This window comes from Peribacillus sp. FSL P2-0133, from assembly GCF_037975445.1.
GTDB classification, from domain to species: domain Bacteria; phylum Bacillota; class Bacilli; order Bacillales; family DSM-1321; genus Peribacillus; species Peribacillus simplex_E.
On record NZ_CP150254.1, the window covers coordinates 3192375 to 3215935 of the forward strand.

Genomic DNA, 23561 nt, shown 5'->3' on the forward strand with positions numbered 1-23561 from the left:
CTTATGCGAACTGCTACACTTTTTTGTTCCATATTGGAACACCTGCCTGTTCCAATATGGAACAGTATGGCACCTTCCGATATCGATCTACCATCTTTTAACTGGTTTCATCGGTTTTTTGTTATGGCATACGTCTTGCATAATTACATGTCGAGAAATTGATTTCTTTTGATAAGGGGGGAAAGAATCAAGTAATCCAGTTTTTAAAAATATTCTGACTTGCTGCAAGGCAGCCAAAGAAAATTGTATCAAAAACATAAGATCATGCCTGATCCTTTACTTAGAGGAACGCCATTGTCCGAACAGATATCGAACTTATAATCCAAATGAAAAGGGGTATTATACATGGAACAAACTATTAAACTTAATCCACGAGTGCAAGAATTCTTGAAGGGCACTAAAAAGCTTTTGATTAATGGGGAATTGGTGGAAGCTGCTTCAGGAAAAACCTTTGAGACTCTCGATCCTTCAAACGGCACGGTTTTAGCGGTCGTGAGTGAAGCAGGTCCGGAAGATGTAGATAAAGCAGTCAAAGCAGCCCGTAAGGCATTCGACAACGGTCCTTGGAAAAAAATGAGTGCATCGGAACGCAGCCGCCTCATTTATAAATTAGCGGACCTCATGGAGGAACATAAAGAGGCGTTAGCACAATTGGATACCTTGGATAATGGCAAGCCAATTGGCGAAACCACTAATGCCGATGTCCCACTTGCAATCGATCACTTCCGTTATTATGCTGGGTGGACAACTAAGATAGTAGGACAAACAATACCTGTTGCTGGGAATTACTTCAATTATACCCGTCATGAAGCAGTTGGAGTGGTAGGACAAATCATCCCATGGAATTTCCCTCTTCTTATGGCTGCATGGAAATTAGGCGCAGCCCTTGCAACCGGATGTACAATCGTTTTAAAACCAGCAGAGCAAACGCCGCTTTCAGCATTATATTTAGGTCAATTGGCGCTTGAAGCCGGTTTTCCTCCTGGCGTTCTCAATGTCATCCCTGGATTTGGGGAAACAGCAGGGTCACCGCTTGTAGACCATCCAGATGTCGATAAAATTGCCTTTACCGGTTCAACCTCAGTAGGGAAAATGATCATGCGCCAAGCTTCGGGAACTGTGAAAAAAATCTCGTTGGAGTTAGGCGGGAAATCACCTAATATCATTCTACCGGATGCAGATATGAGTAAAGCCATTCCTGGTGCTTTAATGGGCATCATGTTTAATCAAGGACAAGTTTGCTGTGCCGGTTCCCGCCTGTACATTCAAAAGAAATCCTATGACAACGTGGTAGCCGACTTAGTGTCTCATGCAAAAAACATTAAACAAGGGGCCGGTCTTGATCCATCTACACAGATAGGGCCATTGGTTTCCAGTGAACAATTGGAACGAGTGGGCAGTTATATCGAAAAAGGAAAGTCTGAAGGAGCTGAAGTGGTTACAGGGGGCAAATATGGACAAGGAGAGGGCTATTTTGTAACACCTACAATATTTGCAGGCGTTGAAGATGAAATGACGATCGCTAAAGAAGAAATCTTCGGTCCTGTTGTAGCTGCAATGCCTTTTGATGATTTGGATGATGTTATAAACCGTGCAAATAACTCAGAATATGGATTGGCTGCAGGTTTATGGACACAAGATGTAAAAAAAGCCCATTATGTGGCCAATGAAATAAAAGCAGGTACTGTTTGGGTAAACTGCTATAACGCCTTTGATGCAGCTTCTCCATTTGGCGGTTATAAACAAAGTGGAATTGGTCGGGAAATGGGCAGTTATGCTTTGGAAAATTATACGGAAGTCAAAAGTGTATGGATTAACTTAAACTAAATAAAAGAGTGAACGCTCCATAAGATCATTCGGCTAAGATATCGTGATTGTAATCCATGTTATCGTTTCCTGAATATTTGCAAAAGGTGTACCAAAGTGTGGACTTTGGTACACCTTTTTCTTGTTTTCTAACTTATAGGGCTTAGACAAAAAGAAGAGACCTTTCATTTTCGAAAGGTCTCTCTGTGTCCATTATCCATTACGTTCGATTTGCATTTTTTCTCTGTTTGCTTTTTCTTTTTCAATATTTTTCTGTCTTGAAGTCCCGGCAACCAGGATTCCAATCACCACTATCGCTTCAAATCCGTATTTAATGAAGGGATTTGCAAAGTAGTCGAGCATGAAGGGTTCAGCTACGATCATTTTAGCGGCTGTCCAGCCTAGTATTCCCGCACCAATTATTATGATGAATGGGAAGCGTTCTATCAGTTTCAGGATTAATGTGCTTCCATACATCACTACTGGGATAGATACAAGCAAACCGATTACCACTAAAGCGAAGTTACCATGAGATGCACCTGCCACCGCTAGGACGTTATCCAATCCCATCAAAGCATCTGCAATAATGATGGTTTTTATAGCAGCCCACATCGAGTCTGCAGGCTTCACATCATGTTCTTCTTCATCAATAAGGAGCTTATAAGCAATCCATACAAGAAGTAATCCCCCTATTAAATGCAGTCCAGGCACCTCTAAGAGCCATACAACCAGCAGCGTTGCAATGATCCTTATCACAATTGCGCCGACCGCTCCCCATATTATCACCTTTTTTTGCTGTTCTTTTGGAAGCTTTCTTGCAGCCAATCCAATAAGGATGGCATTATCACCGGCTAGAACCAAATCTATCATAATGATCGCTAAAAGTCCTGAAATGAATTCACCTGTTAAAAAATCCAACACTATTTCCTCCTTTATACAAAAATAAAGAGACCTCTGCCATAAATGGCAAAGGTCTCGCTAAGCACTAAATGAATTAGGCCAATAAAGCCGGTGGGATTCCCACGTAATGACGACTTTATTTCAGGTTATCCCTGACGCTACTCCCCTTCACGGGAATAAAGAATATGTAACTCTTTTAATATCTTTCCCTTAGTAAACTAGCAAGAAAAAATATTACTAATTCAGTATACCAAAAATACAAATAAAATAAAGAAAAAAATGAGAGATAGGCAGGAAATTCATGAACTTAACTTGCCCATATCCTTTCAACGGATTTATTTCAGTCAATCATTCCTTCTAGATATTGGCATATTTCGTTTCCTAGGTTCGGGATATCGCTCAAATCCTTCCCCCATAGATATTGATTACTTAAGGTGGCCTCTATCAATTGTCTAAGCGGGATTTCCCCCTTATCATAACGAAGCCATTGTTCCTTGAAAAATTCAATTGTCTTTATATCATCTTTAACGACATAGACTTTACCCGCAAAGCTTTTACCAATATAACTCCCCTTCACTTCGTGAACCTTATAAAATCGGATCAGGCCTGAAAAACCTCGTACGATACATTCAGGCAGCCTGTCTTGCGCCTTATGATATTCCACTAAGGTAGGCAGGAGACGGACCTTGAACTTCGAAATGCTATTCAGCGAAATATCGGACAGTAGGTGATGTACAAAAGGATTCTTAAATCGCTCAAGAACACTTTCCCCATATAACATCATCTCATTTTGATCAAAAGGTAATGAAGGAATTATTTCCTTTTCGATGGCATTGCTCAGAAATTGGTTGAATTCAGGATTATCGATTGCCTGTTTTACTTCTTCCATTCCAGATAAAATGCCTAAAGGAGCCATCAAGGTATGAGAACCATTAAGAATCCGTACCTTCCTCATTTGATAAGGTGTTAAATCTTTTACCCAACGCACATTTAAGCCTGCTTGTTGTAAAGGAAGACGCTGACCAATACAAGGGTCACCTTCAATAGCCCATAAATGGTAGGGTTCTGCCGTATTTAGCAGAGTATCCTTATATCCCCATTCCGTAAATAGTTTTTCCGACTCACTGGCTGGGAATCCTGTAACGATACGGTCTACAAGCGAGTTTAGGAATAGGTTGTCCCGGTCCACCCACTTCATGAATGGCTTTGGTAAATCCCAATCCCTGCTATGCTTAAGAACGCATTGCTTCAATGAATCACCATTTCTCTCTAAAAGCTCGCAAGGCAGCATGATCAGTCCTTTTTTCGCATCTCCGTTGAAATGCAGATAACGATGATACAAAAAAGCAGTCAGTTTTCCTGGAAAAGATTCAATTGGCTTTCCTTCTTCCAAAGGAATCGGCTGGTATTTGAGTCCTGCTTCAGTCGTGTTGGAAACTACAAATTCCAATTCAGGATTTTCTGATAACGCTAAAAATTCCACCCAATCTTCATATGGATCAATTACCTTCGAAAAAACGGAAATGATCTCTGTATGTTCCATTTTCTCCCCTTGGTGAAAACCACGTAACATTAATGTATACAGGCCATCTTGCCGCTTCACTTCCTCTATTTTCCCTTTTCCGGCGCGGCGAGGCTGGGTAACTGCAATACTTCCCATGAAATGACCTTGTTTATTACATTCATGAATCATCCAATCAAAGAAGCCTCGAAGAAAATTCCCCTCCCCAATCTGCAATACTTTTATGGGAAAATCCATCATATGTGAATATTGGACAGTTTTTGTAGCTTTACTCAGACTCTTTAGCTGACATTTATTTATGTTCATGATCAAAGAACACCTTTCTTATTGAAATATCCAATTCGGAGTGCGATTTAAGAGGTTGCCCTTATGACAGCATACATAATGCTTAAATTTCGACGATAGCCTTGATCACTTTAGCTTCAGGAGTTAACCACCCTTCAAACTGATTGATCATTTCATCCAAATGTGTGCGGTGTGTAATATACTGTCCCATATCCAGCTTGTCATTCTTCAGCGTATTCACGACATAATCAAAGTCATCCCTTGTTGCATTACGGCTTCCCATTAATGTAAGCTCTTTACTGTGGAATTCAGGATCATTAAAGGAAATATCCGCTTTAACTAACCCAACATAAATCAACCTTCCGCCGTGAGCAGGATATTTAAATGAATCCATCATTGACTTAGCATTGCCTGTTGCATCAAATACCACGCTTGGCATATCTCCATTTGTCAATTGGGCTAATTCCTCCATTGGATTCTCCAAAACGTTCAACGTATAATCGACATTTGCCCATTTGCCAGCAAACGCAAGGCGCTCATCATTTACATCCATTGCGATCACCTTCGCACCCTGTTCTTTAGCGAATGCCATGACTCCCAAGCCAATTGGACCAGCACCAATTACCAGTGCAAATTCCCCTTTTTGAATAGCAGCGCGCCTAACTGCGTGAGCCCCTATACTTAAAGGCTCTATCATTGCGGATTGGTCAAGTGTAAGACCCTCTGTTCTCACCAAATGATTATAAGGAACCGTCATCCACTCACTCATGCCGCCTTCAGCATGTACACCCAAAACTTTCATATCCGTACAGCAGTTCGTTTTTCCACTTCTGCAAGCCAGGCATTTTCCACATTCCATATAGGGGATGATCGATACTTGATCTCCGACATTCAGCCCTGATTCATTCTCCGATATGGATTCAATATAACCGGATAATTCATGTCCAAGTATTCGAGGGTAGCTAAAAAAGGGTTGATTACCACCATAGGCATGTATATCCGTACCGCAAATTCCTATTCGCCGCACACGAACCAAAGCTTCGCCTGAATTTGGAACCGGTTTTTCCGTCTCGATCATCTTAAATTCAAAAGGTTGTTCACAAACAATACTTTTCACTGAATAACACTCCTTTTTAGTATCTTAATAGATATTTACACCTGTTAGAGAATGACGCCTTCTTTAAAGATGCTTATCTCCCGATAACCGAATTTTTCATTATTCGTTTTCTTTTTACCTGATGAAAGTTCAAGAATGTATTGGAATAAATCGTCCTTTAATTCCTCGATCTTTTGACCTTCAATCAGTTGCCCTGCATTATAATCAATCCAGTGTTTTTTACGATCGGCTAAATCTGAATTCGTTGCTATTTTCACGGTTGGCACCGGTCCGCCAAATGGTGTTCCCCTTCCCGTAGTGAACAGAACGATATGTGCACCTGCTGCTGCCAAAGCCGTCACCGAAATCAGGTCATTTCCAGGAGAATTGATTAAATTCAAACCATGCTTCACTACCCTTTCACCATATGGGCTAACATCCACTACAGTGGCATGGCCGCCTTTTTGCGTGCACCCAAGAGATTTTTCCTCCAGCGTACTTATGCCGCCTTCCTTGTTTCCAGGTGAAGGGTTTTCATAAATTTCCTGATCATGGCGAATGAAATACTGTTTGAAATCATTAATAAGGCCAACGATTTTATTAAAGGTTTCTTCATCTCTTGCCCTGTTCATCAATATCGTTTCCGCTCCAAACATCTCAGGAACCTCTGTCAATATCGTGGTCCCGCCATTTTCTACAATAAGGTCGGAAACCGCACCAACCAATGGATTAGCTGTAATGCCTGAAAAACCATCGGAACCCCCGCATTTCAAGCCTATTTTCAGCTTTGAAACCGGTACGGGCTTGCGTACGAATCCTTCGGCATATTCCACTAATTCTCCCATTAAACGTAAGCCGCTCTCCAATTCATCTTGAACCTCCTGGGCTTTTAAAAATTTAATGCGATTTGGAGGAAATTCGCCTATGACCTCTTTAAATGCTTCGATTTGATTGTTCTCACATCCTAACCCTACAACTAAAACCCCTGCCGCATTTGGATGTTGAGCCAAGGCAGCTAAAAGTTTCTGTGTATGTGTCAAATCATCACCCAATTGAGAACAGCCGTATGGGTGGGAAAAGTGTTGAATCCCATCGATTTGTCGATCTTTAAACTGCTCATTTCCCATTTTAGCGAGAATTTCACATGTTTTATTGATGCAACCAACCGTGTTGATGATCCAGATTTCATTTCGGATACCCACTTCCCCATTTTCACGGATATATCCTTGGAAGGTATGATCTTGACTTGACTCTATTGTATTTTGACTGCTAGGTTGATAGGAATAATCCAATATACCATGCAAACCGGATGCTAGATTATGGGTGTGAACCCAATCGCCAATCGAGATATCTTCTTTAGCTTTTCCGATCGAGTAGCCAAATTTGATTACGTCCTCCCCTCGTTTTATCGGTTTCACTAACATTTTATGCCCTTTAGGAATGTCATCACTTGCTTTTATATGGATCATTCCCCTGTCTTCCGTTTGAATCTGGAGGCTCTGTCCTTTATGAATCCCCTCCAAGGAAATAACAACATCATCATTTGAATGCAATTGAACAAATTTATTCATTTTGTCCCCTCCTTATCATGAGTGAAGACGTTCAAAACCAAACGTCAATCCATTCCGAAAGCCCTTTCATTTTTCGCTTGAACTTTTTTAATTTTTAAATCTATTCTAATTTTAACATCAATTTTTGAAATATAAATTGCATATTTTGCTATAAATATACTCATTCTTGTTGTATTATACTTTCAGGAGATGAACGAAATGAAAAAAATTCATAATGCATTAAATCATGATTTACTCTTCCCATTTTCTTTTGTCTATCAGGATACGAAAAGTCCCCAGAATGAATTGTCCGATCATATGCATGACTATTATGAAATTGTTTATGTTTATAACGGTAAGGGGACCTTTTTTATCGGTGATGTGTTTTATGATATGCAGCAAGGGGATGTATTCCTGATCCCTAATAATACAATTCATAGGGCTTTACCCAATAAGGACGACCCTGTTACCTCCACCATTATCTTTTTCAGTCCCACATTGATATATAAAGATATGGTTGATGATTCTTTTTCATATTTACATTTGTTTGACCTGACAAAAAAGAGTAAGAATTATAAAATATCATTGCCGAAAAATAAACAAGTAAAGATGGAGGAACAGCTACAACTTATCCTGCAAGAAACCACTAGCCAATCAATGGGCTCAAGGCATGCTTGTTTGCTGACCGTTCATCAAATCATACTTGATTTATACCGTACCCGGATAAATGGCAAAGAAGATATACCAGAGTGCAATAGCTATAGTTCAGAATGGATCAAAGATATTTTAATTTATATTAATGAACATATCGATGAAGCATTGACTTTGACGACACTTGCACAAAAAGCTTTGGTCAGTCCCGCTCATTTCAGCAGAGTTTTTAAGGACACGACCGGAATTGGCTTAATAGTATATTTAAATACGAAAAGAATCATCAAGGCAAAGGAACTTTTGCTGGAAACGAATCACACCATTGCCCATATTGCTGAGATGTGTGGTTTTGAAAGCATGCCCCAATTTTTTCGCACCTTTAAAAAATACAATAAAAAAACACCTGCAACATTTCGAAAAGAAAATCGGATGCGCTAAGCATGCCTAGTAAACATGAAAAATATTAATTCATGAAAAATGGAAGTGTCTTCCCTTGATATTTCCTTTGGGAGACACTTCCATTCTAATAATCTATTACGCAGGCTTTACTATCGGTCTTACAAAACGGATGACTGCAAGCGATGCAACGATGGCCAATCCTCCTGCAAGCAAGAATGCAACTGTGTATGTGCCTGAGGTATCGACAATATATCCTGTTAACGTCGGTCCGATGATACCTGCTGTATTTGCCAAGAAATGCATAAAACCTCCAACAGATCCAACATTACCAGGGTCGACAACATCGTTGACGATTGCCCAGTAAATGGCACCAGTCAAATATAGGAAGAAGACGGAAAGTGCGACAAGCGTTACCGCACTGACCGTTGTGGATACCAGTCCGGCAAAGCCGATACATACCGCCGATAAGAATAAACATGTTACAAGCACGAGCTTACGTGAGAATAAAACACCTTTTTGAGCGAATTTTTTAGAGAAGAAATCCGAAACGAATCCACCCAAAGCAAGTCCGATGAATCCAAAAATCCATGGAATCACAGTAATGATGCTCATATTTTCTACACTTAGGCCGCGTGCATCCACCAAATAGCTTGGGAACCAAGTTAAGAAAAAGAAGAGAATATAGTTGTAAGAAAAAAAGGCTAGAGCTGTAAATAAAACAGTTTTTTGTTTTAAATAAAACGTGAATTTCAACTTTCCTTCCGATGTTGCGGCTACATAAGATTTACCAGTATGTTTCTGTTCTTTTGACTCTGCTGGTTTTTCTTTAACGAACTTCCACCAGCAAATCGCCCATATAAGGCCAATCACCATTATGGCAATGAAAGAAACTCTCCATCCATATGAGATGGCAATAAATCCAACAATCGGACCTGCTATGGCGCCACCAAGCGGCGTCCCACTATTCGTCAAACCAACGACAGATGCCCGTTGATTCGCTGGGAACCAGTTATTCACCATCTTATTGATGGTTGCAGAAAGAGGTCCTTCGCCCATTCCAAACAAGATGCGGATGACTATCATACTGGCAAAACCGACAGCAAGTACAAGTGCACCACTGAATAAAGACCAAACGATCATCGCCACGAAAAGCGTAAGCTTTGCACCCCATTTATCTGACGCCATTCCTCCAAGGAAATTAAATATGGCATAACCAACTGAAAAGCTACTAAAAATAATCCCCATCTGTGTTGCTGTTAAGGATAAATCATCTTGGATGAACGGAGCTGCAATGGACAGTGCAGATCGGTCCAGATAATTTATTACACCTGCCAAGAACAAGAAAACGATAAGCATTCCTCTACCATTTGAAAACATAAAATACCCCCCTATACGTTTCAATAAATGCAGCAGCATTTTTGGAAACGTTTCCATTTAATAACCAAGAGTAAAGCCTATATGACCTATAACTAAATCGGTTTAGAATTCCCGTGAAAAAGCGCTTTCTTTTTCACAGGAATTCTTACATCGGGTTCTAGCAAGAATTCCTTGAAAGCAAAGTCGGTTTCAAGCGATGCACGCTTGTATCCTCTATTCCTGTTTTATTGATTTGACTAAGCAATAACTCTGCTGCCAAGTTGGCCATTTCAATGGCTGGCTGATTAACCGTTGTGATGGTCGGTGTATAGAAACTGGCATAGGGCACATCATCGATCCCTATGACCGCTATGTCATCAGGTATATTGATTTCGTGCTGTTTCATATAACGCAACACTTCATTAAGTACGATATCATTTCCTGCCAAAATGGCTTGAGGCGGCTTTTCCAATTCGAAAAATTCTGAAAGTGCAACCGGAATTTCATCTGCGTTCACTGTTTTAATATATTCAGAATTAAATGGTATCCCATGTGTCGCAAGTGAATCCTTGTACCCTTGGATCCGTTCGATACGAGGGCTAATATCGCGTATTATTGAGGTGGTTATGATTGCAATGGTTTCATAACCCTTTTCAATAAACCTGTCGATCGCTAACTTGGAAGCAAGGTGATTATCGAGCATGACTGTTGCAATATCCAATTCTTCGATCGTCCTATCCATGAAAACAATCGGGAAATGATCACTCTTCATACGTTGATATAAATCAAGATTGTCCCCTGTGGGGAATATGATGATCCCATCAACTTGTTTAGCTCTTAGCATTTCAATATAATTCTTTTCCTTCTCAGGATTGTCATCTGCATTGCATACGATAATATGGAACCCTTGTTCATAAAAGTAGTTTTCTATAGCTCTAATAACCTGAGTTGAAAACGTGTGAAGAATATTGGCAACCACCACCCCAACGGTAAAAGTGGATTTTTGTTTTAAACTGCGTGCTAATATATTAGGCTGATAGTTTAACTCTTCTATAGTTTCTTCAATCTTTTTCCTGGTTTTTTCACTCATATATTCGTAACGTTTGTTCAGGTATTGGGAAACTGTGCTTTTTGATACTTTCGCGTGATTGGCGACATCAGTAATTGTAATGGTTTTCAATTCATTCATTCCTGTCGTGTGGTTTCAATTCTCTATTACCAAAATGGCTTAGATATATAAGGAATATTCTATTATAATAAGGAAAGCTTTACAATCAACTTCTGATGCAGTAAAAAAGTCAATTTCCCATACCGTGGAACTAATTTAATCACGGTCACTTGTTTGCCTTTTTATTGGACCCGAATTCAGACACCTGAGTATGCCATGAAGCCCCCATCGACTGGTACCGTAATTCCTGTGACAAAGCCCGAATAGGATTCATCAACTAGCCAAAGCAAGGTACCAAGTAAATCTTCAGGCTGCCCAAAGCGCTTCATGGGTGTTGAAGTAATTATTTTATTAGATCTTGCCGTCAGGCTGCCATCTTCATTAAGCAGAAGATTCCGATTTTGCTTCGTCAAAAAGAATCCTGGAGCAATGGCATTCACCCGTAAACCTTCTTCGGCAAAATGAACAGCCATCCACATGGTAAAATTATTTATCGAAGCTTTGGCAGCACTATATGCTGGTACTTTAGTCATTGGAGCGTAGGCGCTCATGGAAGATACATTTACGATAACAGGTGCTTCCACTTGCAATAACTCTTTCCCAAAAACCTGACTGGCCAAAAATGTACCGGTGAAATTACTGGCAAAAACCTGGGAGAAACCATTTTCATCCAAATCAAAAAAGGATTTTCCTTCTGCTTCTTCCCCATATTTCTCTGGAGCTGTAATGGCATCAGGGTGATTGCCTCCCGCACCATTTATTAATAGATCCACTCTTCCGAACGATTCTATTATTTTCCCTTTTGCATTTTCCAATGAGGTTCTATCCAAAACGTCTGCCGCGATGGAAATCGCAGTCCCCCCAGTTTGTTCAATGAGTTCGACCACTTCTTGCCCTTTTTCCGCCGTTCTGTTCAATATAGCTATCTTGACACCATGACGGGCCAATTCCACCGCCATTTTGGAACATAAAACACCGCTGCCTCCAGTGATCACTGCCACCCTGTTCGATAAGTTTTCATGAATGGGAATCATGATTTTTCACCTAATTTAGTAGCTTCATATGCATCCCATAATCCGAGCAAATACATGATTCCCAATGCTCGGTCATATAAACCGTAACCTGGGCGGCAAACTTCACCCCATATATGGCGGCCATGATCCGGTCTGACATAACCAGTATAATTTTGCTTATTCAATTCTTCCACGACGCCCTGTATATTGATCGATCCATCCTGGGTATGATGGGATGTTTCCACAAAGTCACCGTTTTCATAAATCTTCACATTGCGTATATGGGAGAAAGGCGAACGGTTTGCATACTTTTTAGCCACCTGAACCATATCATTTTCAGGGTTTGCCCCCATCGATCCTGTACACAAGGTAAATGCATTCGATGGTGAATCCGAAATCGAAATCAATTTTTCATAGCTCGACTCTCCGGTGATGATTCTTGGCAAGCCAAAAATGGACCATGGTGGATCATCCGGGTGTATTGCCATTTTTATACCGCAAGCCTCGGCAACAGGTAATATTTCTTTTAGGAATATTTCAAGATTTGCCCATAGCTGCTCTTCGTCCACAGTTTTGTAAGCTTCGAATAATTCAGAGATTCTATCCATCTTTTCTGGTTCCCAACCTGGTAAAGTTAAATCTGAAGCTTCCGTTACAGTACGAATTAAATCTTGCGGCTCTAACGTATCCACTTTCGCTTTTTCATAAAACAGGGCAGTTGAGCCATCTTCCAAAGGATGGAACATTTCCGTCCGAGTCCAATCAAAGATCGGCATGAAGTTATAACAAATGACTTTCACTCCAGCTTCCGAAAGATTCCGGATCGTCTCTTTGTATTTCTCTATATATATCATGCGGTCTTCATTACCCAATTTAATCGATTCATGGACATTTACACTTTCTACGACATCCGTGTGAAAACCAAATGATTGGATATACTCAATTTCTTCTTGAATTTCTTCCTTTTCCCATACCTCACCAACAGGTTTTTGGTGAAGTGCCCAGACAATCCCTTTCACTCCAGGAATCTGTTTAATGTGCTCCAATGTAACGGTATCATTGTCTTTCCCGTACCATCTAAATGTAATGTTCATCATGCACCTCCATTATTCCGCAATTTTTTGCATGTATTTTCGGCTTAATTCCACTGCGGCTTCATAGCCGCCATTTTGATAGGCTTTGTTCAAGTCACTGCCGATCCCGATTGCTACCGCGCCTGCATTCAGCCAGTCCTTCATGTTATCCAAATTAATTCCGCCGGTTGGCATGATCCTTACATTGGGCAGTGGACCATTAACCGACTTAATGAAAGAAGGTTCAAAATGGTTTGCCGGAAATAACTTCAAAACATCACAACCTGCTTCCAATGATGTAGCCATTTCTCTAATTGTCATGCATCCAGGCATATAGGGAATGCCGTATCGATTACAAAGTTCGGCAACGCCATTGACAAAATAGGGGCTGACGATAAAATTGGCGCCAGCTATAATCGCATGCCGAGCCGTTTCAGAATCAAGTACAGAGCCTGCTCCTAATAGTGCATCCGTATTTTTCATTTCTTTGAAAACTTCTTCAATTCCCGGTGTTGTATAAGTCAATTCGATTGCCTGAATACCGCCTTCCACAGCTGCTTTAGAAAGTTGTGCCGCCTCCTTTGCATCCTGTCCCCGGATAACAGCTACAACTTTCGTTTCCGTTATTCGATGTATGATTGAATGTTTATCCATAACTCCTACCCCCTTAATTAAAAACGATGATCGCTTTTCGAACTTGTTCGGGATGATTTTCAACAAAATTAAATGCTTCCTGGATATCATCGAGCGAAAATGTATGGGTAACTAAACCTTCATGTCTGAGTTTTCCTTCATTTAAAAGTTTTACCACTTTCGGGAACTGATCGGTTTGCAATCTGGACCCTTTCACCGATACTTCCTTTTTTGTGATTGGTAGCTGGGAAACCGCTGAAGGACGTTCATCAAAACCGAGTACGACAATCCGCCCCGCCGTTGACACGACATCGAAGGACAATTCGAATGTCATCGGCAAGCATACTGCATCAATGACGACGTTCGCCCCTTCGCCATTCGTCCATTCTTCCACTCGTTTTTGAACATCTTCTTTTCCAGCATGGACGGTGATATCGGCGCCGCTTTCTTTAGCGAATTCCAAACGCTCATCACTTAAATCCGTGATCATCACTGATGCTCCTTGAAGCTTTGCCATCTTTAATATGCAAATTCCAATAGGCCCGGCCCCCTGGATAAGCACTGTTTCCCCTTCCTCCACTTCGCCTCTCCAAACGGCCTGTGCGCCGATTGTGTATGGCTCAGCCAATACTATTTCTTCCCAAGCTAAAGCGGGATCCACAACATGTAATTGTTTCTCCGGAAGGACGAACCATTCCCTCATCCCACCATCTTCATGCACCCCAAAAACGGAAAGTTTTTCACAAACATTTTGGCGGCCTTTACGGCAGGCGTAACACTCCCCGCAATAACTGATGGGCTCAATAACAACGTGGTCCCCCACTTTTATGCCCGTGACACCTTGACCTATCTCCACAACTTCTCCCGCTACTTCATGCCCAACGACTCGCGGCAGTGTAGCAAGAGGATTCGTACCATGATAAATATGCATATCCGATCCACAAATCCCGACTCTTTTTACTTTCACAAGGACATCCGTCGAGTTTGAAATCCGAGGTTTTTCCACTTCTTGAATGATAAGTTCATGAGCTTTCCGTACTTGAACCGCTTTCATTTCCCCACCTACTTTGTAAGAAATTCATAAACACTTGATGCTATCGTAATCCCTTGTTTCAGGTTTTTTTCTTCATTGCTTTGTTCAATCTCACCCGGTACATATACGCGATCGAACCCTGGAGCAGGTTCAACCTGTTGCAGCTCTTCGATCATTTGATCCATTTGCTCTAAAAATATTTCAGTATCCGTAAAGAACGAAGGATTAATCACACAAAAATAATGTCCCAGCTTCCGTTTCTTATCAAGGTCGTCATACATTTTCCCAATGTGAGGGCCAAATGCCGCACCGGCCAATAATCCAGAAAACACATCCACAATTACGGATAGGCCATAGCCTTTAGGGCCTCCGAAAGTGGAAAGGGAAACGACTTTCTTCGGGTCTGTCACATTAGCTCCATTTTCATCCACTCCCCATCCTTCAGGGATTTCCTTTCCTTCTTCGCGTGCCTGGAGGATTTTCCCCAGCGCAACATTGGATGTTGCCATATCAAGAATAAAGGGTTTCTTCTTTTTGGCAGGAACTCCGTAAGCGATTGGGTTGGTACCAAGAAATGATGTTTTTCCTCCGAATGGGACCACAATTTTATCGGTATGTGACATCGCGATGCCAATCAACTTTGCATCAGCGGCTTTTTGAACGAAATAGCTTAGTGCCCCGCAATGGCTGCTATTAATAACTGTCACCATTCCCACGCCATTATCTCTAGCCATTTCGATTGCATGGTCCATGGCCACGTCGCTAATCACATGCCCAAACCCATCATCTCCATCAACTACACCGGTAACTGGCCCTGTCTTTTGGAAGGAAATCTGGGCATCGGGATTTATGCCTCCTGCCTGTAAACGGTTCACATAATGCTCTGTTCGCAAAACACCATGGGAATTGACGTTTCTGAGATCGGCATGAACCAATACTTCCGCGATTTTCCCGGCATTTAGTTCATTTAAACCCACTTTGGTCAGCTGTTGAATGACTAATCGTTTTGCTTCCTCGGCTTGTATCGTTACTGTTGCCATTTTCTCCCCTCATTTCTTTCAGTCATCTATCTTTCTATAACAGCCTCATTCTGTATGAAAGGCATTACTTCATCCAAATACGGTAACCCTTCATTGTCCCCTGCAACAGTGGTGACAAGAGCTCCTACACCATTTGCGAATGTCAATCTTTCATCAATAGATAAACCATGAAGATATCCGTAAATATAACCGGCATCATAACCATCTCCCGCACCAACAGTATCAACAGGTATAACTGGGAATGCTTCTTTTTCATGCCATTCACTTTCGGTATATAGTTTTGAACCATGTTTCCCGTCCTTAATGACAAGCTGATCAATGTCATTCACCTTTGCGAATTCCGCCAAAGATTCTTTAGAGTCCGTTCCGATGATCAATCTTATTTCATCCAAACCTGTAAGCAAAATGTCAACATATGGAAAAAAATCATAATAAACTGATCTTGCTTCCTCGATGGACCATAGCTTTAAGCGGATATTCGGATCAAAAGAAACAGGTATATTTTTTTGTTTTGCAATATCCATGACCCTCTTTGCAATATCCACATTTTTGGGATCTATAGCCAAGAACACTCCAGTAAGGTGGACTATATCAATCTCTTCAAACATCTTCTCTGTTATATCTCCCGGGTTTAAAGTTAAAATGGGAGATTGATAGCGGTAATAAAATGTCTTTCCGGAACCATCTTCCCGGATTTCTTTAAAGTTAAGAGATGTTGGATATCCATTTACATAGGCAACATCACTCATGTCCACGCCTTCCCCGCGAGCGAAATTATATATAACTTTACCGAACTCATCCTTGCCTAAGCGGCTTATCCACTTTGCCCGCATGCCAAGCCTTGCACAGCCAATCGCAAAATTCAGTTCAGCGCCTCCTACTTTTCGCTCAAAACGGTTTACGAATCTTAAAGGTCCTGTCTCTTCCGGATTTAGCGTAATCATGGCGTCGCCAAGCGTTAAAACACCATATTTTGATGACAATACAGTACCTCCTTCTTTCGAACAATCACAAATAAAAACAAAAAACATTTGATCATATCATTTTCATTTACTAAATCGATTTAGTTAAATACTAAACCGGTTTGGTAAATCATAAGGAAATTGTAAATGAAAACCCTACCAAAAACAATAGAAAAGTTTGATAATTTATAATTTTATTTTTATTTTGTATATTTCATGTTATTCCCCATCCAAATTTATGGTAAAAAACCACATTACGGTAAAATGGAAGGACTTATTTCTTCCCTCTTTTTTAATGATTAAGAGTTTCTGATTTTTCATCAAAGAGCTTTCTATCAAATTTACTCTTTGCTATTAATTTGGAGAAAGTTGTATAATATATCAATTGTTAAATAAGTTTGAAAGGTTGTTTGGAATGAGTCTTTTGAAAATATACATCTTACTTACCGGAATAATGATTACATGGGGGTTAAATGTCTCGGTTATTAAAATTTTAGTTGCGAATACACAGCCCGTAACAATAACCTCTTTGAGAATTTTTACTGCTTCTCTTATAGTCATTCTTATCCTTTTCTTTTTTGGACTAATACGCCTTCCTAAAAAGAGTGAACTTTTTTACGTTTTTGGAGGAGCACTTTTGAGTGTCGTTTTTCATCATTATTTTTTAGCTGAGGGATTGACGAAGACTTCTGCATCGAATGCTGGACTGATTTTGGGCATGGGGCCAATTTTGACTGTCATCTTGACCATGATATTCTTTCGTAAAAAGCCCACTTTAATCAGGCTTTTTGGCTTTATATGCGGTGCCATGGGTGTGAGTTTTACCGTTATGGCAGGAAGTGGAGGACTTCATTCTATTAATCTGGGGGATGTGGATATTTTACTTTCCATACTTTCACAGGCATTAAGTTTCATACTTATCAATAAAGCCTCAAAAACAATGGATCCACGATTACTAACCGGCTACATGATGCTGATCGGGTCTTTTATTCTTTTTGCCATCAGCTTATGGAAGGAACCCGAGGGCTTATCTTCACTGACAACTGCACCACCCTCCATCTGGGGAGCTTTCATCTTCTCCGCCATTTTTGCCACTGCCCTCGGGCACATGAGCTATAATTATGCCATTGGGAAGGTAGGCGCAGCCGAATCATCCATTTTTCTTAACTTAAACACCTTATTCTCTTTGTTAGGGGCAGCATTTTTCCTTAATGAAGCCATTGTGCCTGCACATTTCATTGGACTTATTTTCATTGTTTCGGGGGTATTGCTTGGCTCCGGTGCAATTGAAATATGGATTCTTCAAAGGAAAAATAAACGTATATCTGCCTAGCGGCAACGGCAGCCCCTAGATTCAGTAACTTTCTTCGTACCAGAATAAGAGACCCTATGACACTACCATCCCAATGGCATAGCAGTGTCATAGGGTCTTATTAAATGTTGTCCACCCTCTCCTCCATCTACAGATGTTTATAAGCCCTTGAAACATACTTGCAGAATAATAATTGGAGATTCATATCCGTTACAATATACCCCTATATTCACATGGACATGTCCATTGAAGTGTGCCCATTATGACAAGCTTTTTTATCAGCTATGGCCCTTTTCTTTCTGAGAAACCTCCTAGAAGACTTATTGTTTGTTGAATTAATAAATATAAAAGAGACTGTCTACGGAGATTACAGACAGCCTGAGATTCCAGTCATGCTTAAAAATAAATCAATTAGCCCAGATTGCAAACAAGCCTTCTGTTACACCCAATTTGTATATATAATAAAGTCCGAATGCAAAACTTAAAGCTCCCGCCATTTTGATGAAGATTCGGTTCAAAACGATGTCCTTTCCATTCAAAGCAAACGGTATGCCTAGTAAAGTTGTAAAGCACAGCATGCCAATAATCGTCCCTGCGCCAAATATAATGATATAGATGGATCCTTCACCTATACCGGTTACGGTCGACATCGTTAGAATGACCATTGCAGCACTGCCCGCGAGACCATGGACGAACCCAATTAAAGCGGACACCAAAAAAGGACGAAATCTATCTTTGTCGTTCGTGATATCAGGGCGAGCTTTAAATAAACTTTTCGCCCCTAGCATAACAAGCATGATACCAACACCGAATTCCAGCGACATGCTTAACGACTCTGGAATTTCCCCTTTCATCCAAATGAATAGCATACCTATAAGAAACAGCGTACATGTATGCCCTATTCCCCAACACACCCCCGTTAGAGTGGACCGTGATAATTTTTTCGTTTTTCCTGCCGTGGTTGCTACTGCAATAACATGATCCGGCTCTAACGAATGCTTTATCCCCAATAGGAATCCTAATGTAAGAATCGACACCAAGCTCATTTCTCTACCACCTCCCCGAGACACTTCCATACTTCTTCATACACCCTTTTAAGAGGTATATTGTTCTGAACGGCAATTTTACGGCAATCTTCATATTCAGGTGCCTGCTGTATGGGTTGGCCCTCATGGTACCCTTTCTTTATCGTCACTTGCCCCCATTTTGTGTCTACATGTAAAAAAGATCGTTCGAGCCTGTGCACGGTAAGAGGATAGTAGCGTATACCGAGAGTCGTTGTTTCAGCAAATAATATCTTCTTTATTTTCGAAATCTCCTGCTGTGAACAGAGAAGTTGCAATAACACCCCCGGTCGATTTTTTTTCATGAAGATTGGAGTATAAAATACATCATTTGCTCCTGATTCAAACAACAAATCCATTACATGACCAAGCCATTCACCGGAAATATCATCTAGATTCACTTCCATTTTTACCATTTGTCCATCAAGATGCTCATGATCAGGTGGGCGCTTCATTGGATGTCCCCTATAATAATGCGAAGGACGTTCGGATGATTTTCAAATGTTTTTGTCCCCGCCCCATAGCCAATCGATTCGACAGTCATGGCTGGAAGCGTGCCAAATTTTCCAGCTAAAACCGCAGCGATGGCAGCACCGGTCGGTGTTGCTAATTCAGAACGAATAACGTTTGAGGCAATCGGTACCCCCTTTAATATTTCAAGTGTGGCAGGTGCAGGAACCGGGTATACACCGTGATCAATATGTATATGTCCAGATCCCGTTGGAATGGCTGATGACTGAACTGATTCAATACCTAGCTGATCGATTAAAATTGCAGCCCCGATTATATCTATTATTGAATCTACAGCTCCTACCTCATGAAAGTGAACTTTATCAAGCGGAAGCCCGTGTATGTGCCCTTCCGCTTCACCAATCTTCTTAAATATGGCGAGTGACATGTTTGTTACCGATTCATTAAGGTTTGCCTCATTGATAGCTTCTACAATTTGCTTGTAGGTGCGGCTACCATGATGATTGTGAGGTGCATGGCTATGGTTGGGTTCGGTTTCATGACTGTGGTTGTGTTCATGTCCATGACTGTGGCTGTGTTCATGTCCATGACTATGGCTGTGTTCATGTCCATGACTGTGGCTGTGTTCATGTCCATGACTGTGGCTGTGTTCATGTGGTTGCTCTGATTTACTGGTAAGAATAACATGAAATTTAGTACTCGTAATGCCATTTTTGACGACTTTCCCCCATGACAGACTATATTCTTCATCTATATTCAGCTTTTTTAACTCTTCTTCCATTTGTAAAGGGTCTGCACCTGCATCAATCAATGCACCAATAACCATATCTCCGCTTATGCCGGAAAAGCAGTCAAAATATAATGTCCTCATCATCATTGATCTCCTTTTTATGTACAAGTTTGTATATAATCGCTGCATTGTAAGCTGCACCAAATCCATTATCGATGTTCACCACACTTACACCCGATGCGCATGAATTAAGCATTGATAAAAGTGCCGATAAACCGTTAAGATTGGCACCGTAACCGATACTTGTCGGTACAGCAATAATTGGATTCGTGACAAGGCCTCCTAACACACTTGGGAGTGCCCCTTCCATCCCCGCTACACAAACTGATACGGTAGCCCCTCGTATCTCGTCTATATTATCAAGGAGGCGGTGCAGCCCAGCAACACCAACATCGTATATACGCCTGACTGGAACACCTAGTGTTTCGGCCGTCACGGCAGCTTCTTCAGCAACGGACAAATCTGATGTACCGGCGCACACAATTGCAATATATGAACCAACGGATTTAGGTTTTTCTTTAACCCAAGCAAGTGTCCGTGCCATATCGTTATACTCAAATTCACTGCATTCTTTTTGTACAAATACTGCTTTTTCCCGAGAAATTCGAGTCACAAGCACAGAATCATTCCTTGTCCGCAGTGATTGTACAATCGTTAAAATTTGCTCAGCTGTTTTACCTTCTCCAAACACAATTTCGGGAAAGCCTTGTCTCCTTTTACGATGATGATCAATTTTTACAAACCCTAAATTTTCATATGATGCAAGTTTTTCCTTTGCTTCAGCTGCTGTCAATGAACCATTTTGAACCTGCTCTAAAATATCATCAATCATAACTTTTCTTCCTTTTTAAGTGCTATATTCATACTTCCGCTTGTATAGCCCGTGAGATCCATTGATACATACTTATAACCAAATTGCTTCAGTCGTTTCGTGATCGCCACATGGTATTGGAGCACTCGCGGCATATCAACGGGTTCAACTTCAATTCGGGCAGTATCCTCATGCGTCCTGACTCTTACCTGATGAATATCCAATGATTTTAAGTAAGCTTCTGATTTATCCACTTTCGTCAATTTTTCCTTCGTAATGATATCGCCATATGCAATGCGTGAAGATAGGCAAGCGAATGATGGTTTATCCCAGGTTGGCAAACCGGCTTGCTTGGACAATTCTCTTATTTCTTCTTTGAATAAACCGGCTTCTAGAAGAGGTCCCCTGATTCCTTTTTCTTTAGCTGCTTTCATGCCTGGACGAAATTCGTTAGCATCATCAGCGATGACTCCATAAATTATATTATTAAATTCATATTCTTCAAGAATAGGAAGCAGGTGGTCAAATAAACTACTTTTACAAAAGTAACAGCGATTCTGATTATTTTCTGAATATCCAGGAATGGCCAACTCCGAAGTCTGAATGACTCGATGGTTGGCACCAATCCATTTTGATAGCATAATGGCTTCTTTCAACTCACTCGACGGATAGGTTTCCGAATCTGCTGTAATGGCTAACACATTATCATAACCCAAAGTATCAATAGCAACATTTAGCAAAAAAGTGCTATCCACCCCTCCTGAAAAAGCGACCACCACCGACTCCATTTTTTGGAGAATCCCCTGCAGAATACTATACTTTTCTTGTAACATAGCACTTTTCCCCTTTCTGGTTTGTCTGAATTTATCTACTGTCCACCAGCAATAACACCCTTGATGGACTACTAAAAGATTGAAAGAGATACATCAAATTGGTTAGAAGGAGGAAATAAACACATTCATACTTTCATTCCCAGCGCCTATTGGACTGAAATTCATATAAGCGACGGATTGCTTTAGCTTTTTTGTACGATAGCTGAAAATTTTTTTGCCGTTTCTGTCAGCCTGGTATAATCTTCACCCGTAATCAATTTCGTAGGATTGATCAATGAACCACCAAGTCCCGCCGCGATGGCCCCTGCCTTAAAAAAAGATGCAAGGTTGTCAAGGTTGACACCGCCAGTTGGCATTAGGGGAATGTGAGGAAGCGGTCCTTTAAGATTTTTAAAGTAGCTAACACCCAGTGCATCTGCCGGGAAAACTTTGATAATGTCAGCTCCATGCTCATAAGCAGTCAATATTTCGGTTGGTGTGAGCGCACCAGGAATACTAATAACGCCATAGCGCTTCGCCATTTTAATCGTTTTGACATTGACGGTTGGAGAAAAGATGAATTCCGCCCCTGCCATGATGACCGCACGGGCCGTTTCAGGATCCAATACTGTACCGGCACCCGCTATGATATCATCACCGAACTCCTCTTTCACTCTTTCAATTAAATGGCACACTTTGGGAGTTTCCACTGTTATTTCTAGCGTTCGGATGCCGCCCTCTTTCAGGGCCCGGGCAATTGGTATAATTTGATCTGGGCGTGCACCGCGAATGACGGCGACCAGCTTCCCATGTTTAAGCTCTTCAAGTTTAGTCATTTTTTCCACCTTTCTACCTCGTCACATCATCAGTGCCGCCACTCATGAACAAAGCGAGGTCGGCACGGACCGGCAAACCCTCAACATCGCCATTTACCATCGTTGCCATTGCTCCCATGGCATTTCCACGCCTTGCAGCTTCATCTAGCGGCAGTCCATCAAGCAGGCCGGAAAGTACACCGGATGCAAAAGCATCACCAGCACCGATGGGATCCACGACCCGTTCCACAAAGAATCCAGGAACGTATGTTTTCGGTACAGTCGGGGCTGAAATTAAAGAGCCCTCTTTGCCCAATTTAAGTAAAACTGTTTCGACACCGAGTTCATGAAAATGATCGACAAATGACTCCGGAGTATGGGAGCCGAATAAAAATTCGGCTTCGGTCACCCCGGGCATGACGATATCACTTTCCGAGGCGTACTTTGTTATGATGTGACGTGCTTCATTTTCATCCGACCATATTTTCAAGCGAATATTCGGATCGAAGACGATTTTTGTACCGTTTTCTTTAGCAATGCGGATCGCTTTATCCAAGAGCGACTGACACGAATTCCCTAGTGCAGGGGTAATTCCGGTAATATGGAGATAAGCTGCGTCTTGGATGGCAAGATCAGGTAGTAATTCCGCTGTCATTTTGCTAGCTGCCGAATCTTTCCTGTAATAATAAACTCTAGTATCATTCAGCCGTCTGAATTCTTTAAAAAAGACTCCGGTAGGCGCATCTGGGTCTCTTGTTACATAAGAGACATCAACGCCTTCTCCGCGAATGAACGATTGCATGGCATCGCCAAATTCATCCTCGCCGAGACGGCTAATCCAGCGTGACCTATGACCGAGTCGGCTTAACCCGATCGCGACATTGGATTCCGCACCGCCAAACTTCATTGAAAAAGAACGGGCGTGGCGAAGTGGACCTTCTTCATTCGGGGTAAACACTGTCATTGTTTCTCCGATGGTTACAACATCCATATCATCAC

General features: G+C 41.3%; 22 protein-coding genes. 3 read left to right on the forward strand and 19 right to left on the reverse strand.

Annotation, left to right across the window (positions count from 1 at the left end):
* The first annotated feature begins 345 nt into the window (after positions 1-345).
* Entirely contained in the window at positions 346-1827 is a 1482-nt protein-coding gene (locus MKY17_RS15205; RefSeq protein ID WP_098369496.1) for an aldehyde dehydrogenase family protein, read from the forward strand.
* Positions 1828-2019: 192 nt separating this feature from the next.
* On the opposite strand, the gene MKY17_RS15210 is transcribed toward MKY17_RS15205, so the two are convergent.
* The 4 genes from MKY17_RS15210 to MKY17_RS15225 form a co-directional block, all read right to left on the reverse strand.
* On the reverse strand, positions 2020-2724 hold the full coding sequence (locus MKY17_RS15210; RefSeq protein ID WP_098369495.1) for a TerC family protein: 705 nt from the start codon (positions 2722-2724) through the stop codon (positions 2020-2022).
* Positions 2725-3046: 322 nt separating this feature from the next.
* A complete protein-coding gene (locus tag MKY17_RS15215; RefSeq protein ID WP_098369494.1) occupies positions 3047-4534 on the reverse strand; it encodes a tagaturonate reductase in 1488 nt (495 codons plus the stop codon).
* Between the two features lie 82 nt (positions 4535-4616).
* Entirely contained in the window at positions 4617-5630 is a 1014-nt protein-coding gene (locus MKY17_RS15220) for a zinc-binding alcohol dehydrogenase family protein (RefSeq protein WP_098369493.1), read from the reverse strand.
* A 44-nt stretch (positions 5631-5674) separates the two neighbouring features.
* Entirely contained in the window at positions 5675-7180 is a 1506-nt protein-coding gene (locus MKY17_RS15225) for an altronate dehydratase family protein (protein ID WP_098369492.1), read from the reverse strand.
* Between the two features lie 198 nt (positions 7181-7378).
* On the opposite strand from MKY17_RS15225, the gene MKY17_RS15230 reads away from it, so the two are divergent.
* Positions 7379-8248 (forward strand): AraC family transcriptional regulator, encoded by an 870-nt coding sequence (locus MKY17_RS15230; protein ID WP_179890964.1) that lies wholly within the window; start codon positions 7379-7381, stop codon positions 8246-8248.
* Positions 8249-8344: 96 nt separating this feature from the next.
* Here MKY17_RS15230 and MKY17_RS15235 read toward each other — a convergent pair whose 3' ends face one another.
* The 8 genes from MKY17_RS15235 to MKY17_RS15270 all read right to left on the reverse strand — a co-directional run bounded on the left by MKY17_RS15235 (position 8345) and on the right by MKY17_RS15270 (position 16508).
* Positions 8345-9586, reverse strand: coding sequence for an MFS transporter (locus MKY17_RS15235; protein ID WP_098369490.1), 1242 nt, complete (start codon positions 9584-9586; stop codon positions 8345-8347).
* A 157-nt stretch (positions 9587-9743) separates the two neighbouring features.
* Positions 9744-10745: a substrate-binding domain-containing protein gene (locus tag MKY17_RS15240; protein WP_098369489.1), complete on the reverse strand. Its 1002-nt coding sequence runs from the start codon at positions 10743-10745 to the stop codon at positions 9744-9746.
* Between the two features lie 185 nt (positions 10746-10930).
* Positions 10931-11767, reverse strand: coding sequence for an SDR family oxidoreductase (locus MKY17_RS15245; protein WP_098369488.1), 837 nt, complete (start codon positions 11765-11767; stop codon positions 10931-10933).
* Positions 11764-12840, reverse strand: a complete 1077-nt coding sequence (uxuA, locus tag MKY17_RS15250; protein WP_098369487.1) for a mannonate dehydratase — start codon at positions 12838-12840, stop codon at positions 11764-11766. Before uxuA ends, MKY17_RS15245 begins: the two co-directional genes overlap by 4 nt.
* Before the next feature lie 12 nt (positions 12841-12852).
* Positions 12853-13473 carry a bifunctional 2-keto-4-hydroxyglutarate aldolase/2-keto-3-deoxy-6-phosphogluconate aldolase gene (locus tag MKY17_RS15255; RefSeq protein WP_098369486.1) on the reverse strand — a complete coding sequence of 207 codons (621 nt, stop codon included), beginning with the start codon at positions 13471-13473 and terminating at the stop codon, positions 12853-12855.
* Between the two features lie 13 nt (positions 13474-13486).
* The gene (locus MKY17_RS15260; protein ID WP_098369485.1) at positions 13487-14506 is read right to left on the reverse strand and encodes a zinc-binding alcohol dehydrogenase family protein; all 1020 of its coding nucleotides are present in this window, start codon (positions 14504-14506) and stop codon (positions 13487-13489) included.
* Positions 14507-14514: 8 nt separating this feature from the next.
* Positions 14515-15525: an ureidoglycolate dehydrogenase gene (gene allD, locus MKY17_RS15265; RefSeq protein WP_098369484.1), complete on the reverse strand. Its 1011-nt coding sequence runs from the start codon at positions 15523-15525 to the stop codon at positions 14515-14517.
* A 26-nt stretch (positions 15526-15551) separates the two neighbouring features.
* Positions 15552-16508 carry a sugar kinase gene (locus MKY17_RS15270; RefSeq protein ID WP_098369483.1) on the reverse strand — a complete coding sequence of 319 codons (957 nt, stop codon included), beginning with the start codon at positions 16506-16508 and terminating at the stop codon, positions 15552-15554.
* A 394-nt stretch (positions 16509-16902) separates the two neighbouring features.
* On the opposite strand from MKY17_RS15270, the gene MKY17_RS15275 reads away from it, so the two are divergent.
* Positions 16903-17820, forward strand: coding sequence for a DMT family transporter (locus tag MKY17_RS15275; RefSeq protein ID WP_098369482.1), 918 nt, complete (start codon positions 16903-16905; stop codon positions 17818-17820).
* A gap of 386 nt (positions 17821-18206) precedes the next feature.
* On the opposite strand, the gene MKY17_RS15280 is transcribed toward MKY17_RS15275, so the two are convergent.
* From MKY17_RS15280 to MKY17_RS15310, 7 genes are all read right to left on the reverse strand, one after another.
* A complete protein-coding gene (locus MKY17_RS15280; protein ID WP_098369481.1) occupies positions 18207-18845 on the reverse strand; it encodes an urease accessory protein UreH in 639 nt (212 codons plus the stop codon).
* Entirely contained in the window at positions 18842-19318 is a 477-nt protein-coding gene (larC, locus tag MKY17_RS15285; RefSeq protein ID WP_286176855.1) for a nickel insertion protein, read from the reverse strand. The genes MKY17_RS15280 and larC overlap by 4 nt, the downstream gene beginning before the upstream one ends.
* Positions 19315-20205, reverse strand: coding sequence for a LarC family nickel insertion protein (locus tag MKY17_RS15290; protein ID WP_098369637.1), 891 nt, complete (start codon positions 20203-20205; stop codon positions 19315-19317). Before MKY17_RS15290 ends, larC begins: the two co-directional genes overlap by 4 nt.
* On the reverse strand, positions 20186-20956 hold the full coding sequence (gene larB, locus MKY17_RS15295; protein WP_098369480.1) for a nickel pincer cofactor biosynthesis protein LarB: 771 nt from the start codon (positions 20954-20956) through the stop codon (positions 20186-20188). Before larB ends, MKY17_RS15290 begins: the two co-directional genes overlap by 20 nt.
* Positions 20953-21768: an ATP-dependent sacrificial sulfur transferase LarE gene (gene larE / locus MKY17_RS15300; protein WP_098369479.1), complete on the reverse strand. Its 816-nt coding sequence runs from the start codon at positions 21766-21768 to the stop codon at positions 20953-20955. Before larE ends, larB begins: the two co-directional genes overlap by 4 nt.
* Positions 21769-21950: 182 nt before the next feature.
* Entirely contained in the window at positions 21951-22583 is a 633-nt protein-coding gene (locus MKY17_RS15305) for a bifunctional 4-hydroxy-2-oxoglutarate aldolase/2-dehydro-3-deoxy-phosphogluconate aldolase (protein WP_098369478.1), read from the reverse strand.
* 13 nt (positions 22584-22596) lie between these two features.
* Entirely contained in the window at positions 22597-23553 is a 957-nt protein-coding gene (locus tag MKY17_RS15310) for a sugar kinase (protein WP_098369477.1), read from the reverse strand.
* Positions 23554-23561 lie beyond the last annotated feature (8 nt).